Genomic DNA, 18,169 nt, shown 5'->3' with positions numbered 1-18,169 from the left:
GAATAAGCTGATAGGTACTACGTTGAAGAGAAGGAATAGGATCAGAAAAATTAAAATAAAAAAGCATTGATATTTTCTTCAATATCAATGCTTAACAATTAATTACTTTTTTATTGTTTAGGAAGTTCATCTACATTTGAAATGGATACCTGAGGGGTTAATTCTAAAGGCTTCTCTTCGCTGAACTTTTTACCCTTCACTTGCACTATTATTTGCTGTGTTTCCTGTGCATCAAAAAATAAATCAGTGTAATACTGCTGTACTTGTTTTAATGAAACAGATTTTAATCTAGCAACATGTTGTAATTTAGTATCAATGTTTTCTTTATTACTCATCCATTCGTCTGTTAAGTAAGAAAACTCAGTACCCAAGTTACTTGGTTTAGCTAAATAATTCGCAATATGTGCTTTTTTTATTTCTTCAAAATCACTTTCTTTTGTTTCCATTAAAGTCGTTTTAAAATTTTCTAAGAACACTTGAAAGCGTTCATATAATGTTGCACTGCCAACCGCAGGACTTTGCGTAAAGAGACCAAACCCAACACTTTCATCTACTTGTACTGTTGCTGTAAAGGGAGAATATGTTAATTGCTCTTGTGTACGAATTTGGTCATAGAAAGCAGGCTTAAGGAGTTTATTAAGTAACTCCGCTTTAGCTAATGAAATAATGTCTTGGTTTTTGGCTAAATAAAGACTCACCAACGCATCATCTTCTAACTCAGATTCACGAACGTAATTTAAAGCCCCCTGCTGAGGGTCTGCTTTCAAACGTTTCGTCGTATAAAAGGCATTAGGTTGAATTTTCACTTTAAGTTTAAGTTTTGCTGTTAATTGCAAAACATCTAACGTGGAAAAATTACCTAAAGCTAATAAGCGTAAACTCGATGTTGACAATATCTGTTTGATTAACTCACTTAAATCATCACTTGTTACACCATCAATCTGCGCTAATAACGCTTGATCAGACCAAGATGGCTGGCGAATGATTTTTCTAAAACCATCTAAACCTAAATCCATCGCTTTACTTTTAGATTGATTATTTAAACGGCGTGTTAATTCTTGTTTCGCTAGTCTCAACGATTGCTCATCAAACTTCATATTCTCAATGTGTGTCAATAACATCAACAATAACTTACTCTGCTTATCACTATAGCCACTCGTGCTAATCAGTAACCCATCACTACTACTAATGGAGAAACCTAACCCTGCTTCTTGAGTGACAAAACTTAGTTCTGCTAATTGCTTTTGTAAAATATTTAATAACAAATTCATTTTAACTCTAGCGGCAGGAGTTTGATCATTAAGATCATTATTAAGCTGTAACTTATAAATGCCTTTAGGTTCTTTTAGTTGGCTTTGTTTAAACCAAACAGAGAGACCTGATTCCTTCACAAGTTGTATCGCTTTTTTATTTTTCTCTTGTTCAACCAATACTAAATTCTCAGGTAACCACTCATTACGAACAGGTAGGATCAATTCAGGTTGTATTGTTGCTGCCTTGTTAAGCCACAGCTGTAAACGTGACTTTTTAATTTTTGCTTGTGAATACTTCCCTTTATAATAGGGGATATCTTTATTAACCACTGCGTTTGGCGATACAACAAATAATCGACTATTTTCTGGTGTTAAATAACCGATTAACTGTGTGATAAACGTAGGGTTAAATTCATCTAAACGATATGGATAAACTAAGAGATCTTGTAAAGGGTAATGTTGCATATTAGCAGCCAAAGACATCACATTGTTAAAACTGGCTTGCTTAGGTAGAAATTGAAAATAGTTATCCAAACTTTTCTTTTGTTCAGAATATTGTAATTGGTTGATACCTTGCTCTTTAATTAAATGGATATAAGCAAATAAGCTCCCAATAACCGTATCTTGTTTGCTTAACCCTTTATTCGTTAGTTTAAACGTCATACTAAACTGTGAATACTGTTCACTGTGTGCACCATAAAATCCAGCAGAAACTGATTCTGCTAATCCAAGCTTTTGTAAGTAATCAGATAAACCACCTTTATGATCAGATCCTAATAAGCGACTAATATAACCACCAGGTTGATACATATATTCATCTTTGACACTCGGCACTAAAAAGTTAACTTGTAATAACTTGAGCTCTGCAGTGGGCTTCATTTGTACTTCTAATGCTAACTGCTCATCTGTTAAAAGCGGCGTCATTATGATCGGTTTAGTGACATTATTATTTGGAATTTGCGTTAAGTATTTCACCGCGATTTTTTGCATATTCTCAATTGAACGAGGGCTTGTTAAGGCCACTTTCATTGTGTTAGCGGAATAGTTTTGTTTAAAGAACAACTCCAGCTCTTCCTGTAAAACACTCCCAGGCTTATCAACAAGAGTTGTTAAATCACCCGTACTAAAACGGGCCATTGGGTGTTCAGGGTTTAATGAGTAGCGTTGTAATGCATATAATTTACGCATGTCGTTATCCACATACGTTTCATTTTCAGCATTAACGGTATGACGCTCTTTATCAGCATATTTTTCATCTAATAAAGGCGCATGCATTACATCGCCTAATCTGTCTAATGCTTCACCAAATACATTATCATTCACTTCAAAGCCATATACAGTTGCATCTTGTGCAGTGTAAGCATTGGTATACCCACCATTTTGACTCATAAATTGACTGTATTCATTGATGACAGGATACTTTTTTGAACCAAGAAATAACATATGCTCTAAATAGTGTGCTAACCCCAATTGAGAATCAGGATTATGCATGCTACCAACAGGAACAGATAAAGAAGCGGCACTATTTTGTAAATCTGGATCAGAGATTAATAAGACTTCCAACTCATTTTTAAGACGAATTACTTGATACTCACGTTTATCATTTGGACTCTGTTTCATAGCACTATTAATTATTTCGAATTTTTTCATAGAAGACTCAGGTTGTGTATTAGTCGCGGCATGCAAAAAGGTAGAAAAACATAAAAAGAAACAGTTAAATAATAGATAGATAGGCTTAATAGACAGCATTAGATGAGCTCTTTAAATTGTAGGTGGAAGTCAATAATTAAGACTGAGCACTATGCTACAAGTTCCCCAAAAATAATACTACTCATCTCTTAATAAAATCAATGAGGGCTGTGTATATTTATCATACTAAGCTAATATACCTACAAGGTATATCTTGTAATATTTAATTAATAATAAGCTAAAGTACGATAAAGTGAATCGGTATATAAATATGATTAAATTTTCCCTGTCTAACATTCTACAAGCCAATAATAGCGCAAGTTGCCTATGCATCGTATGTAAAATCAATACAACAAAACTATCGTTATGAAACACAACAATCGATAGTTAAGTTAAGTCAAAAATTAGAGCGTTATTACTCTCGCAATGGCATCTATTCAGGAGCAGGCGCAACGGCTGGAGATTATAGCAATACCCATTACACACTAAGTTTCAGCACATTAGAAGATGATGAATATGAAGTCACTGTAGAAAGCGATAGTAATGTGACGATTTATTTAAGCACAGATACTTTTATAGGTGGCAGTATTAAAGTAGAAGAAGGTGCAACATTAACTATTCTTACAGAGAGTTCTTTTAAAGTACGAATTAATGGAAATATCACCAACCTAAATGATGATGGCACTACATCTTCATCAGTAGTCAATAGTAATGGAAACATTGGAACTACTTTATATTCAGATTACCAATCGGCTAGTAACTCTGATTACGGTGTAACCTTGTTAGGTAATACAGATTCATATATGGCTACTTATGCAACGGAAGCATCAGTTAAAAAGAAGCCTCTGGTGATCAATATGGCTCTATACCGTAACTATGTAGATGTGACAAATACTAGTATAGGTTTACACTACGACGAACAAATAGCTATTGCAAATATAGGTGATAACACAGGTGATAGCACAGTGGAAATCACCCGCAGGTTCTAAACCTCAATAAATTAGACAAGGTATGATTGAAATACCTTGTCTAGCTATATATCTTCTTACTTTCTTCAACTAAAAACTAAACCTGTAACCAAAAAGTAGTCGGTCCATCATTCGTAGAAGTCACTTGCATATCTGCTGCAAAAATTCCATTTTCAACATGGCAACCTAGCTTAATGCATTGATCATTGAAGAGCTGATACAAGCGTTTTGCTTCCGTTGGATCTGCACCATTACTAAAGCCTGGACGATTACCTTTTTTAGTATCCGCCGCGAGCGTAAACTGTGAAATAACGAGTAAATCCCCTTCCGCTTGTTTCACATTCAAATTCATTTTGCCATTGTCATCTGCAAAAATACGATATGCTAAGACTTTTTCAGCCAAGCGTTGGCATTGCTTGTCTGTATCCCCTTGTTCAACACACAATAACACTAATAAGCCCTGTGTTATTGCACCGACTACTTCATTTTCTACCGTTACTGACGCATTTGTTACTCGTTGAATCATTGCAATCATGTGTTTTTCTCAAGTGCTTCTAATGCATTTTCTTCTTCATCTATTTCTTTTTCAGAGGCATCTAAAAATTCTTCTAAGGTCGCTGTCACTTCAGCCCCGATTAAGACAATTATCCAGCTGAAATAGATCCAAACAAACATGATAGGGATAACGGCAAGCGCACCATAAATGATTTGTTGAGAAGGAAAGTTAGTAATATAAAGGCTAAAAAGATCTGTCGCTAGATTAAATAAAAGCGCGGCAACAAATCCGCCAATTAACGCATAACGAAAAGTAACACGCTGGTGAGGAACTAAAGTATAAACACCCGCAAATGCTAACCAAGCGAAGATAAAAGGCATAAAGCTCAGTAATTGTTGCCCTACGGATAAAAAACCATCCGTTTTTACAATAGAAACAAGATATGAGCTTAGTGCAATACTGCCACCAATGATGATGGGACCTAAGCTTAAAATAGTCCAATAGATAGTAAAGGCATGTACTGTAGAACGTTTTCTATCACAACGCCAAATACGATTAAGAGTTTGATCAATAGTAGAGATCAATAGTAAAGCAATCACCACGAGCGAGGCGATACCTACCATACTCATTTGTTTAGTATTTTCTATAAACCCTGTCATATGCTCTTTAACCGCACTGCCGGCAGTGGGTACAAAGTTATTGTAAATAAGATCTTCTATAATTTTATTTAATTCAGAAAACATGGGAAAAGCAGACAACATATAAAAAACGACGGCAAGACAAGGTACGATTGAAAGTAAGGTGACATAAGCCAAGTGGCCCGCAGGAACCTTAATATTATCTTCCTGGCTACGTTTCCATAAAAATATACAATAGTTATAAAATAGTTTTATTTTCTGTACTAATACTTGCTGTTGTAATTGCAAAATAGCATCCCTAAATAAGTTTGTTATCGAATGTTTATACCGATTAGATAAATAAGAGCTCTACGTTTTACGCAGAAATAATGGCTTAGTTTAAGGTGTAAGTTAAGGCCTTTCAAAGATTAACTTCGTTAATCGTCTGTCGAGAGTTAACTAAACAATGTTAATTCATTAATGATTGAACCCTGCTTGTACGAAACTTACAAAGAAGAAATAAGTTATTTTAACAAGCAAAATAGAGCCCTTAATTAGTCAGGTAAGTATTACTATACCTGTAAATCGTAAACAAAAAAAAGGCCTTACCGAAGTAAGACCTTAATAATAGGTTATTTATCGTTTAAAGAAACGAATTAACCTTTAGTAGGACGAGCTGCACGCTTACGTTCATTCTCACCCAGTAATTTCTTACGGATACGAATGCTTAACGGCGTTACTTCTACTAATTCATCAACATCAATAAATTCAAGCGCTTGTTCAAGCGTTAGAATGATTGCTGGTGAAAGTGTTTGCGCTTCATCTGTACCAGAAGAACGAACGTTAGTAAGCTGTTTACCACGAATACAGTTAACTGTTAAATCGTTTGAACGGTTATGAATACCGATGATTTGACCTTCGTAAACTTCTGTAGCATGACCTAGGAATAAACGACCACGATCTTGTAAGAAGAATAGTGAGTATGTAACCGCTTTACCAGTTTGATTACAAACCATTACACCATTTTGACGTTGACCAATTGTACCGCCTTTATGTAGACCGTAGTGATCAAAGCTATGGTATAAAAGACCAGAACCAGATGTGATTGTCATGAACTCAGTTTGGAAACCGATTAAACCACGACTTGGAATCATAAAGTCTAAACGTACACGACCTTTACCATCAGGAATCATGTTAGTTAGTTCCGCTTTACGGATACCTAATTGTTCCATGATTGAACCTTGATGTGCTTCTTCACAGTCAACTGTCAATGTTTCCATTGGCTCATGTAACTGACCATCAATCATACGTTCGATAACTTCAGGACGAGATACTGCTAGCTCAAAACCTTCACGACGCATGTTTTCAATTAAGATACCTAAATGTAGCTCACCACGACCAGATACTTTGAATTTATCAGGATCGGCAGTTTCTTCTACTTTAAGTGCAACGTTATGTACAAGCTCTTTATTCAAACGGTCAAGAATGTTACGTGATGTAACGAACTTACCTTCTTTACCACAGAATGGAGAGTTGTTTACTTGGAAAGTCATTGTTACCGTTGGTTCATCAACAGTTAATGGCGTCATTGCTTCAACATTGTTTTGTGCACAGATAGTGTCAGAGATTTTAAGCTCGCCTAAACCACTAATTGCAATAATGTCGCCAGCTTCACCATATTCAATATCATGACGTTCTAGACCTAAGTAACCTAATACTTGACCTACTTTGCCTTTACGTTCTTTACCGTCAGCACCAATAATAGTAACCGCTTGGTTTACTTTAACGTGACCACGTGTAATACGACCAACACCGATAACACCTACGTAAGAGTTGTAATCAAGCTGAGAGATTTGCATTTGGAAGTCGCCATCGCGATCCGCTTCTGGTGGAGCAACAGTATCAACGATAGTTTGGAATAAATCTTCCATGTTATCTTTTTGAGTGTCCATATCAGTACTTGCCCAACCGTTTAATGCAGAAGCATAAACCACTTGGAAGTCTAATTGCTCATCAGTCGCGCCTAGGTTGTCAAATAAATCAAATACTTGATCCATTACCCATTCAGGACGAGCACCAGGCTTATCAATTTTGTTGATAACAACAATTGGCTTAAGACCGTGTGCAAATGCTTTTTGCGTTACAAAGCGAGTTTGTGGCATTGGACCATCAACCGCATCAACGATAAGACATACACTGTCTACCATAGATAGAATACGCTCTACTTCACCACCGAAATCGGCATGTCCAGGCGTGTCTACGATATTGATATGGTAATCGTTCCATACGATTGCTGTATTTTTTGCAAGGATAGTAATACCACGTTCTTTTTCAAGATCGTTAGAATCCATTACACGTTCTTCATTATCACCACGTGAATCCAAAGTACCAGACTGCTCTAACAGTTTATCAACCAATGTTGTTTTACCATGGTCAACGTGAGCAATGATGGCTATATTTCTTAATTTATCTAACGACATGATGCGCCTCAAAAATAACTACTATAAAAATACCAATTAAATAAAAACAGAAGAGTCCTATTTTTATTTAATTGGTACAAAAAGAATTTAGGCTATGAAAGCACTTAAAGTGATATAGCCAAATGTGCGCACATTGTAAACATAATTTCAAAAATAGAAAGTTTTAAGTCGGTCACAGTTACCTTAAATGCCTAAAAGTAAGAAAAAGTAGAGCGAAGTAAGAGGCTCACCACAGAAGGCACCAAAAAGATCCGCTTAAGCACCAAATTGGTGCAAAAAAAGACAAGGTAGCACCATATCGAAAAAGATAAACCTAGGTATAATAGACTTCGTTAACTTGGCATACTATTCGCTAATTTAATGTGTAATAAATCTAGATTGATGGTAAGTTTCATTGATGAGTTCTATTTTATCATCCCTACAAATTTCGATGTCAAATGAGGTTCTACAACATGTCTGTACAAACAATCCAAGACGTTCTAACGCTTATTCAAGAGCAAGACGTAAAATTCGTTGATTTACGCTTTACTGATACACATGGTAAAGAGCAACACGTATCGGTTCCACACCACCAAGTAACTGAAGACTTTTTTGAAGAAGGTAAGATGTTCGATGGCTCTTCAATTGCAGGCTGGAAAGGCATTCAAGATTCTGACATGGTACTTATGCCAGTTCCTTCAACAGCAGTATTGGACCCATTTACAGACGATGCGACGTTAAACTTACGTTGTGACGTATTAGAGCCAAAAACAATGTTAGGTTACGACCGTGACCCTCGTTCAGTTGCTAAACGCGCTGAAGCATACATGCGTTCTACAGGTATCGCTGATACTGTTTTATTTGGCCCAGAACCAGAATTTTTCCTATTTGACGACGTTAAATACGGTAACAGCATTGCAGGTGCATTCTACTCAGTAGATGCAAAAGAAGCAGCGTGGAACTCAGGTACTTCTTATGAAGAAGGTAACACCGGTCACCGTCCTGGCATCAAAGGCGGTTACTTCCCAGTAGCACCTGTTGATTCAGCTCAAAACATCCGTTCAGCTATGTGTTTAATCATGGAAGAAATGGGCTTAGTTGTTGAAGCGCATCACCATGAAGTTGCTACTGCAGGCCAGAATGAAATCGCATGTCGTTTCAACACAATGGTTGAAAAAGCAGACGAAATCCAAATTTACAAATATGTTGTACATAACGTTGCTCACGCATACGGCCAAACAGCAACATTTATGCCTAAGCCTCTTGTTGGCGATAACGGTTCTGGTAACCATTGTCACCAGTCTCTAGGTAAAGATGGCGTTAACTTGTTCTCAGGTGACCAGTACGGCGGTCTATCTGAAATGGCACTTTATTACATCGGTGGTATCATCAAGCATGCTAAAGCGCTTAATGCCTTCACTAATGCGTCAACTAACTCATACAAACGTCTTATCCCTGGTTTTGAAGCGCCAGTAATGCTGGCATACTCTGCTGGTAACCGTTCTGCCTCTATTCGTATTCCAATCGTACCAACTGCACGTGCAGCACGTATCGAAGTACGTTTCCCAGACCCAACAATGAACCCTTACCTAGGTTTCTCTGCAATGTTGATGGCCGGTCTTGACGGTATCAAAAACAAGATCCACCCTGGTGACTCTTTAGATAAAGATTTATACGATCTACCTAAAGAAGAAGCTGATGCGATTCCACAAGTTGCTGTTTCTTTTGAAGAAGCACTTGCGGCACTAGACGCTGACCGTGACTTCCTTATCGAAGGTGGCGTGTTCTCAAATGAAGCTATTGATGCCTTCATTGAGCTTAAAATGGCTGAATGCCAAGCGGTATCACAAGCAACGCATCCAAAAGAGTTTGATTTATACTACAGCGTATAATGTAAAAACTTAATACGACTAATAATCCAAAAGGACCGCATTGCGGTCCTTTTTTCGTTCTACTCCCTTCATTTATACTACTTTTTTCTAAAAAACCAAATTGGTCTGTTTTTTGCTAGCTATAGACTATCTTTTCATATTTGTCGTATGAAATAACTAAATTATTAACAAGCAGTACTAATACTGCTGCAAGGAGCAATACATGAGTGGAAATCAAGTCCGTCTTCAAGCAATTGAACAAATTACTAATCGTGCACCAAAAGAGGTCGCTCAAACTGAGCCACTAAATCAAATCTGGGCAACTGATGTTTTTAATTTGGCAAAAATGGAAGAAGCTGTATCAAAAAATGCATTTAAAGCAATTAAGAAAACAGTTAAAACAGGCGTAGCATTAGATAATGCAACTGCTGATATTATTGCTGCAGCAATGAAAGATTGGGCTTTATCAAAAGGCGCTAAGTTCTTCTCTCATGTATTCTACCCAATGACTAACATCACAGCTGAAAAGCATGATGCATTCATCCTGACCAATTCAGACGGTAACGCTATCAATGAATTCACTGGTAGCTTACTAATTAAAGGCGAACCAGATGGTTCATCTTTCCCTAATGGTAGCCTACGTATGACTAACGCAGCGCGTGGTTATACAGCATGGGATCCAACGAGCCCTGCATACATTCAGCATACTGCGAATGGTGCAACATTAATGATTCCAAGTGTATTCATGTCATGGACGGGTGAAGCGCTAGATAAAAAAATCCCACTTTTACGTTCGAATTCAGCAATGAATGAAGCGGCGCAGAAAGTACTTAAATTAATGGGTGAAACAGACGTAGCAGCATTAGATTCAAGCTGTGGTCCTGAGCAAGAATACTTCTTAATTGATGAAAACTTCGCAAATGCACGTCCAGACCTACTATTAACAGGTCGTACACTATTTGGTGCTGCACCAGCGAAAGGTCAACAATTTGATGATCACTACTTCGGTGCCATCCCAGCACGTGTTCAAGTGTTCATGCAAGATTTTGAAGACAAACTATACAAACTAGGTATCCCAGCTAAAACTCATCATAACGAAGTAGCACCAGGTCAATTTGAAATTGCACCTTACTACGGCGCAGCAAACGTGGGTGCTGATCAACAACAATTGCTAATGACAATGATGAAGCAAACGGCTAAAGAGCACGGCTTCCTATGTCTATTACATGAAAAACCATTTGCTGGTGTTAATGGCTCAGGTAAACACGTTAACTGGTCTGTTGGTAACAGCACACAAGGTAACTTACTTGACCCAGGTAAAACACCACATAAAAACCTACAGTTCTTATTATTCTGTGGTGCGGTAATTCGTGGTGTACATAAATTCGGTCCATTACTACGTGCAGTTATCGCTTCTGCTGGTAATGATCATCGTTTGGGTGCAAATGAAGCGCCACCTGCTATCCTTTCTGTTTACCTAGGTGACCAGTTAGAAAAAGTATATGACGAAATCAAAACAGGTAAATTAACAACGTGTACTGACGGCGGCGAAATGGACTTAGGTCTTGACCAAATACTTAACTTTGACCGTGATCCAGGTGACCGTAACCGTACTTCACCATTTGCCTTCACTGGTAACCGTTTTGAATTCCGCGCAGTAGGTTCTGAGCAATCAGTATCTGGTCCATTAGTTGCGATGAATACAATGCTTGCAGATTCATTAAACTGGATTGCAGAAAAATTAGAAGTTGCTTTAAAAACTGAAGATCAAACTGCGGCTGTTATTACAGTATTAAAAGAGTTGATGGAATTACACGGTAATGCTGTGTTTGGTGGTGACGGATATTCTGAAGAATGGCATAAAGCGGCTGTTGAAGAACGTGGCCTGAAAAACATTCCAACAACTGCAGATGCGCTACCTGCATTTAAATCAGCTGAAGTCATTGAACTATTCGAAAGCACAGGTGTTTTATCACCAGTTGAACTAGAAAGTCGTTACGAAGTTTACGCAGAACAATACAACTTAGCGATTGAAGTTGAAGCTAAATTAGTTATTGATATTGCTAAAACTAAAATCTACCCAGCTGCTATCACTTATGTATCTGAGTTAACACTTGCTTCTGCTTCAACGTTAGATCTAGGCATTGAATTAGATTCAACAATCGCAAAACAGATTGCAGAACATATTAATGGTCTATTAGCGGCAGTTGCAAAACTTGAAACTGAAATCGCTAAACATGACTTCGCAGATACTGAAGCTCACATGCGTCATAGTGCCGATATTATTTGTCCATTAATGGGTGAAGCTCGTGAACATGCTGATGCACTTGAGTTATTAGTCGCTGATGAACTATGGCCACTACCGAAATACTCAGAAATGTTATTTATTAAATAAATATTAATAAAAATAAATAAACAATATAAAAGGAGTGAGTAATAGCTCACTCCTTATTGTTTACTGAATGACAAATCACCTTCTAATATACCTATTATTTTGAATAGAAAATATTAACCTTTGCTCACCTGATATAGTGATAAAAGCTTAATATTTATATACCGACTACGTTTACTGTATGTTTTTTAATTGTCTAAACCTTTTATATGTTCGACAATGAGTTTTTTACTATTAAGGTTTTTGATTATGAAGTGTTCTCTTTTTTTAGTTATATTACTTTGTTTTTATGCGACTTTAACATCTGCAGAAACGAAAATTTATCATTGGGTTGATGCAGACGGTAAGACTCATTTTGCAGATACCGCACCACCTGGCACAGCTGAAATAGTCGTTAAAAATAAAAATTTAGTATCGACACCTGAGCAACAGCCTAAAAAAATAAACAATACAAGCTCCAATAAAGAAGAGATTATTAAATACCAAGCAGAAATAACAACACCTAAAGATGATGTTGCAATAAGAAGTAATAATGGCACGTTAGAAGTTCACGTTAAAACAACACCTGAAAAGAAAAGCACTCAACGCTTACAACTCTTTTTAGATGGTCAGGCATTAGGTTTGCCGCAAATATCACCGACAATTCGAGCATTAAATATTGATCGAGGAACGCACCAAATACAAGCCAAGTTATTAGATGAAGGAAGCAACATATTAGCAACAACACAAGTTGTTACGATACATTTACAACGTATATCCGTTATTAAGTAGATTATAGAAAATATGTCAAAAGAACCTAGTCTCGATCTTATTTTTACTTTTATTGAAGAAGCAAAAACTGCATTTGTAGCGTTAGATGCATCATTAAATCTAATCTACGCGAACCCTGCAAGTGAACAGTTGTTGTCACAAAGCAAACAACGCTTATATGGTCAGAACCTGCAAGTGCTTGCAGAGCAGTTTCACTTCTCACCTGAATCGATTAAAAACCTACTACTAGAAGAGTCATCTTTTACAGAAAATGAGGTCACTTTATTTATTGATGGTCACCCACTATTAATTGATTTAAGTGCCAGTTATATAGATACAAAATTAACAAAATATATCATCATTGAAATGCGTTGTATCGAGCAACAAAAACGTATTAGTCAGGTTCATTATCAAGAGCACCAACAAAAAGCAGCACAAGAGCTAGTGCGAGGCTTAGCCCATGAAATTAAAAACCCATTAGGTGGATTACGTGGTGCCGCTCAGCTATTAGAAGCAGAATTACCTGATCCAGAATTAAAAGAATTTACACAAATTATTATTGAGCAAGCCGACAGATTAAGCGCCTTAGTCAATCGTTTGTTAGGGCCTCAAAAACTAGGTGAAAAGCGCATTCATAATATTCATTCAGTCTTAGAAAGCGTGCGCAAATTAGTGAACTTAGATTTACCTGATAATGTGAAAATCCATATTGATTATGATCCAAGTATTCCAGATTTTGAAATGGAATCAGATCAATTACAGCAAGCATTTTTAAATATTGTTCAGAATGCAGTACAAGCATTACAAAGCCAGCCAGAGCAGCACTCAATTACACTGCGTACTCGCACTGCAAATCAAATAACAATTAATGGGCTACCACAGCGCTTGGCAACCGAAATTAAAATAATCGATACCGGACCAGGTATACCGATGCATATTAGAAACACATTATTTTATCCGATGGTAACAGGACGTAAAGATGGCACTGGTTTAGGGCTATCGATCGCACAAGAATTGATTAAACAGCATCATGGACGTATTGAGTTTAATAGTTGTAAAGGTCATACCGAGTTTTCGGTTTACTTACCCATTTAACTTTTAGTGTACACATAATAATAAATAAGGAACTATGATGGCAGCTTGGATTGTAGATGATGACCACGCCATTCGCTGGGTATTAGAACGCACGTTAAAAGCAGAGAATATCGAATATGCTAGTTTCCCTGATGCAGAATGCTTATGGCAACAATTATTAATTGAGCAGCCTGAAATTATTATTTCAGATGTGCGCATGCCAGGTATTGATGGCTTAGAGTTAATGCAAAAAATCCACCAGCGTTATCCTTTGATTCCAATTATTATCATGACCGCACATTCCGACTTAGACAGTGCCGTTAATGCTTATCAAAGTGGTGCATTTGAATATTTACCAAAACCTTTTGATATTCATGAAGCAACTGACTTAATTAAACGTGCAATTAGTCATAGTAAAGAATTAAAGCAACAAAAAAAGCCAGTTCAACAACCTATTGCAACGCCAGAAATTATTGGTGAAGCACCTGCAATGCAAGAAGTATTCAGAGTTATTGGTCGCTTATCTCGCTCTAGCATGAGTGTCTTGATTAATGGCCAATCAGGTACAGGTAAAGAACTCGTTGCTCAAGCATTGCATAAACATAGCCCACGTAAAAATGAAACATTTATTGCTTTAAATATGGCCGCTATTCCTAAAGAATTGATAGAAGCTGAATTATTTGGTCATGAAAAAGGTGCCTTTACAGGTGCTGCAGCCAATCGACAAGGTCGATTTGAACAAGCTGATGGCGGAACACTTTTTTTAGATGAAATAGGTGATATGCCATTAGACGTACAAACGCGTTTATTGCGCGTATTAGCAGATGGTCAGTTCTATCGTGTTGGTGGTCACCAAGCCATTAAAGTCGATGTCCGTATTATTGCAGCGACCCACCAAAACTTAGAGAAGAAAGTACTCAGCGGTGACTTCCGCGAAGATTTATTTCACCGTTTAAATGTTATTCGCTTACAATTGCCAGCATTAAAAGAGCGCCGTGAAGATATACCATTACTAGCAAATCACTTTTTACACAGCATTGCTAATGAGTTAACCGTTGAAAGTAAGATACTGACTAAAGTAACGATCAATTACCTTAGTGATTTACCGTGGCCTGGTAACGTTAGACAATTAGAGAATATTTGTCGTTGGTTAACTGTTATGTCTAGTGGTCAAGAAGTTCATATTAGCGACTTACCGCCTGAATTAAGTGAACAAGAAACACCGCATCAAGAAGGTGAGCCAGTAATATGGCAAGAAAGTTTAAAAAAATGGGCTGATGCACAACTTAAAAATGGTGAAAGTAATATTTTAGGTCAACTATTACCTGAGTTTGAAAAAATAATGCTACAAAGCGCCTTAAAGCATACCCAAGGCAAAAAGCATGAAGCCGCTAAGCTACTAGGCTGGGGAAGAAACACCCTGACTCGTAAGCTAAAAGAGCTTAATTTATCTGATTAGCTTTATTTGCTGAAAGCAACGACCGCAATAAAAATACTCGTACTCAATATCTACGAGTATTTTTATTATTTAAACCTGCGCATACACTGGTTTATCGCCTAACCAACGCTCAACAAGTGGGCTTATGTATTCGGGATGATGTTGTATCAATGTGTGTGCAAGTTGCTGTACTTGTGGCAATAACGCTTGATCTCTTAACAAATCAGCAATTTTCATATCGGCAATGCCCGTTTGTTTAGTCCCTAACACTTCACCCGGCCCTCGAATAGCCAAATCTTGTTCTGCGATATAAAAACCATCATTACTTTCACGTAATACATTTAAACGTTTTAACGCGGTTTTTGACAAGGGATACTTGTATAATAAAACACAATGACTTGCCACTTTTCCACGCCCTACTCGCCCACGTAGTTGATGTAATTGTGCCAAACCTAAACGTTCAGGGTTTTCGATGATCATCAAGCTTGAATTAGGTACATCTACACCCACTTCAATCACCGTTGTCGCGACTAATAAATCTAATTCTCCCGCTTTAAACGCATCCATCACATATTGTTTTTCAGCGGCTTTCATTCGTCCATGCACTAAACCAATTCTTAAATCCGTTAATGCGAGTTGTAAATCATTAGCCGTATCTTCAGCGGCTTGGCATTCTAAGGCTTCAGATTCTTCGATCAACGTACAAACCCAATAAGCTTGACGACCTTCTTCTTTGCAGGCTTTATAGACGCGTTGAATAATTTCATCACGTCTTGTATCAGCAAGAGCAACGGTTTTAATCGGTGTTCTGCCCGGTGGTAGTTCATCGATCACAGAGACACTTAAGTCAGCGTAAGCTGTCATTGCTAAGGTACGAGGAATCGGTGTGGCCGTCATGGTTAATTGATGAGGTACGAAGCCGTTGTTAATGCCTTTTTCACGTAGAGATAAACGTTGATGAACCCCAAAACGATGTTGTTCATCGACAATAATTAACGCTAAGTTATGAAACTTAACATTGTCTGAAAATAACGCGTGTGTTCCCACCACCATTTTTGATAAGCCTAATGTAATGTTTTCAGCTTGATCGCGTTTCTCTTTTACTTTCATTTTTCCTGATAGCATTCCAACACGAACCCCTAAAGGCTCAAACCAATTTTGAAAATTCAATAGATGCTGTTCAGCTAGCAATTCTGTTGGTGCCATTAACGCGACTTGATACCCTGCTTCAATCGCAGTTAATGCCGCCAAAGCAGCCACTAATGTTTTACCTGATCCTACATCACCCTGTACTAGACGCATCATTGGCACATCAGTCATTAAATCTTGTTGGATCTCAAGATTTACACGTTGTTGAGCGCCCGTTGGTGAAAAAGGTAAGTTTTTTAATAACTGTTTGGATAACTGGTCAGTTTGTTTAAGCACAGGCGAATGATGTTGCTGTGCTTGCTGACGTAATGCCAACATACTAATTTGTTGTGCGAGTAACTCTTCAATAATTAAACGCTGTTGTGCTGGATGAGAGCGATCTTCTAATTGTTCAATACTCGCAGAAGGAGGCGGACGATGAATCGTCATTAATGCATCATACAAACTAATAGGATGTGTTAATAAAGCAGTGGGTATAAGTTCTTCAACTTGATTTTGTTGCAAATGTTGCAACGCTTGATCGGTTAACTGTCGTAAACTATTTTGTTTCAGCCCTTCTGTACTTGGATAGATAGGAGTCAGTGCTTCTTCAACGGATGTCGCCGCGTTTTCACCCACTAAAGAATATTCAGGATGAGTCACCTCTAAACCTTGATAACCTCGTTTAAATTCACCAAAGCATTGTATCCACTGTCCTTCTTTAAAGGCATTTTTTTGCCCGGCATTAAAATGAAAGAAGTTTAATGTGGCAATACCTTCCCCATCGCTGATCTTACACTTTAAAATACGGCGTTTTCCAAATTGCACTTGGCAGCTAACCACTTCGCCTTGCACGCTTACTTGCATTCCATCTTTAATATCCTTGATTGGATATAATCGAGTACGATCTTGATAATGCAACGGTAAATGAAACAGCATGTCTTCGACTGAGTTTAAGCCTATTTTGCTGAGTCTTTCGGCAACTTTAGCACCAACACCTTTAAGTGCTGATAAAGGTATTTTATTTAGCTTCATTTTCTACCTTAATAACTGATCTATTTAATCTTCTGTGCGTATACTGACAATAATTTAGACTTAACCTTTATCAACCATAGTTTATGCGTAAACTACTATCCACTAATAATTTTTTTAAGGCGAAGGACATGCGTTTTATTTTTTTTATGTTAATTTTTTGTAACTCTACAGCATTTTCTGAAACGATAAACGATGAACCTATAATAGATACATCTGAAGAGCCCAGCGCAATTGATGAACGTATAGAGGATGAAGTTAAAAGTGAACGATATAACTTCTCAATTATACCGCATAAACCAAACTATTTATTGCCGTTTTATTTTAATGAAAAACTGCAAGAAAATGACAGCACCTCACAACGCCTAGAAGTGAAGTTTCAAATTAGCTTTAAAGTACCGCTATTCCACCAGATTGGAAGTTTACCTATCTCCGGTTATGTTGCTTATACCCAACTCTCTTATTGGCAAGCTTATAACACTGAATATTCATCGCCTTTTCGTGAAACAAATTATGAACCTGAAGCTTTTTTAATATGGGAGTCTGATCAAGAGTTAGGGTTAGGTTGGCGATTTAAAGCTGCGAGCTTTGGATTTACCCATCAATCCAATGGGAAAACTGAACCAACATCCCGTAGTTGGAACCGCCTTAATGGCAGCTTGATATTTGATAATAATAACTTAGTTATCGCAGTGAATCCTTGGTACCGATTTGAAGATTCGGATGATGATAACCCTGATCTATTAGACTATTACGGGCACGGACAAATTATTGCCGCTTATAAATATAATAAACATGTGTTTTCTATCACTAGTCGTAACAATATTGAAAGTAACTTTAGTAAAGGATCGATAAAAGCGTCGTGGAGTTTTCCACTGTACGGACAAGTAAAAGGTTACGTGCAGGCTTTTTCAGGTTATGGCAACAGCCTAGTCGAATATGATGAATATACTAATACTGTAGGTTTGGGGATATCAATTGCTGACTTTTTATAAAGCCAGC

General features: G+C 37.3%; 12 protein-coding genes and 1 pseudogene. 8 read left to right on the top strand and 5 right to left on the bottom strand.

Annotated features, from left to right (window positions below; all coding sequences use genetic code 11):
* Positions 1-110: 110 nt before the first annotated feature.
* Positions 111-3,002: an insulinase family protein gene (locus Q0794_RS00560; protein WP_298939429.1), complete on the bottom strand. Its 2,892-nt coding sequence runs from the start codon at positions 3,000-3,002 to the stop codon at positions 111-113.
* Positions 3,003-3,250: 248 nt separating this feature from the next.
* Between Q0794_RS00560 and Q0794_RS18260 the strand changes: the two are divergent.
* Both Q0794_RS18260 and Q0794_RS00555 read left to right on the top strand, forming a co-directional pair.
* Positions 3,251-3,466: pseudogene (locus tag Q0794_RS18260) on the top strand (type IV pilin protein); the annotation flags it as partial.
* Positions 3,467-3,487: 21 nt separating this feature from the next.
* Entirely contained in the window at positions 3,488-3,931 is a 444-nt protein-coding gene (locus Q0794_RS00555) for a hypothetical protein (protein ID WP_298939428.1), read from the top strand.
* A 76-nt stretch (positions 3,932-4,007) separates the two neighbouring features.
* Here the strand turns inward: Q0794_RS00555 and dtd are convergent, their stop codons facing one another.
* From dtd to typA, 3 genes are all read right to left on the bottom strand, one after another.
* Complete coding sequence (dtd, locus tag Q0794_RS00550; protein WP_298939427.1) at positions 4,008-4,445, bottom strand: D-aminoacyl-tRNA deacylase; 438 nt, start codon at positions 4,443-4,445, stop codon at positions 4,008-4,010.
* Positions 4,442-5,332, bottom strand: coding sequence for a virulence factor BrkB family protein (locus Q0794_RS00545; RefSeq protein WP_298939426.1), 891 nt, complete (start codon positions 5,330-5,332; stop codon positions 4,442-4,444). Before Q0794_RS00545 ends, dtd begins: the two co-directional genes overlap by 4 nt.
* A 347-nt stretch (positions 5,333-5,679) precedes the next feature.
* Positions 5,680-7,503 carry a translational GTPase TypA gene (gene typA / locus Q0794_RS00540; RefSeq protein ID WP_298939425.1) on the bottom strand — a complete coding sequence of 608 codons (1,824 nt, stop codon included), beginning with the start codon at positions 7,501-7,503 and terminating at the stop codon, positions 5,680-5,682.
* Between the two features lie 452 nt (positions 7,504-7,955).
* Between typA and glnA the strand changes: the two genes are divergently transcribed.
* The 5 genes from glnA to glnG all read left to right on the top strand — a co-directional run bounded on the left by glnA (position 7,956) and on the right by glnG (position 15,028).
* Entirely contained in the window at positions 7,956-9,374 is a 1,419-nt protein-coding gene (glnA, locus tag Q0794_RS00535) for a glutamate--ammonia ligase (RefSeq protein WP_298939424.1), read from the top strand.
* A 202-nt stretch (positions 9,375-9,576) separates the two neighbouring features.
* Positions 9,577-11,748 (top strand): glutamine synthetase III, encoded by a 2,172-nt coding sequence (locus Q0794_RS00530; RefSeq protein ID WP_298939423.1) that lies wholly within the window; start codon positions 9,577-9,579, stop codon positions 11,746-11,748.
* Between the two features lie 246 nt (positions 11,749-11,994).
* A complete protein-coding gene (locus tag Q0794_RS00525; RefSeq protein WP_298939422.1) occupies positions 11,995-12,516 on the top strand; it encodes a DUF4124 domain-containing protein in 522 nt (173 codons plus the stop codon).
* A gap of 12 nt (positions 12,517-12,528) precedes the next feature.
* Positions 12,529-13,590, top strand: a complete 1,062-nt coding sequence (gene glnL, locus Q0794_RS00520) for a nitrogen regulation protein NR(II) (protein ID WP_298939421.1) — start codon at positions 12,529-12,531, stop codon at positions 13,588-13,590.
* A gap of 34 nt (positions 13,591-13,624) precedes the next feature.
* Positions 13,625-15,028, top strand: coding sequence for a nitrogen regulation protein NR(I) (gene glnG / locus Q0794_RS00515; RefSeq protein WP_298939420.1), 1,404 nt, complete (start codon positions 13,625-13,627; stop codon positions 15,026-15,028).
* A gap of 69 nt (positions 15,029-15,097) precedes the next feature.
* On the opposite strand, the gene recG is transcribed toward glnG, so the two are convergent.
* On the bottom strand, positions 15,098-17,170 hold the full coding sequence (gene recG, locus Q0794_RS00510; RefSeq protein ID WP_298939419.1) for an ATP-dependent DNA helicase RecG: 2,073 nt from the start codon (positions 17,168-17,170) through the stop codon (positions 15,098-15,100).
* A gap of 128 nt (positions 17,171-17,298) precedes the next feature.
* On the opposite strand from recG, the gene Q0794_RS00505 reads away from it, so the two are divergent.
* On the top strand, positions 17,299-18,162 hold the full coding sequence (locus Q0794_RS00505) for a phospholipase A (protein WP_298939418.1): 864 nt from the start codon (positions 17,299-17,301) through the stop codon (positions 18,160-18,162).
* Positions 18,163-18,169: the final 7 nt, after the last annotated feature.

Source organism: uncultured Psychromonas sp. (genome assembly GCF_947489755.1).
Lineage (GTDB): Bacteria > Pseudomonadota > Gammaproteobacteria > Enterobacterales > Psychromonadaceae > Psychromonas.
Note: the sequence above shows the minus strand (reverse complement) of the source record. Positions and strands in the feature narration are given on the sequence as shown.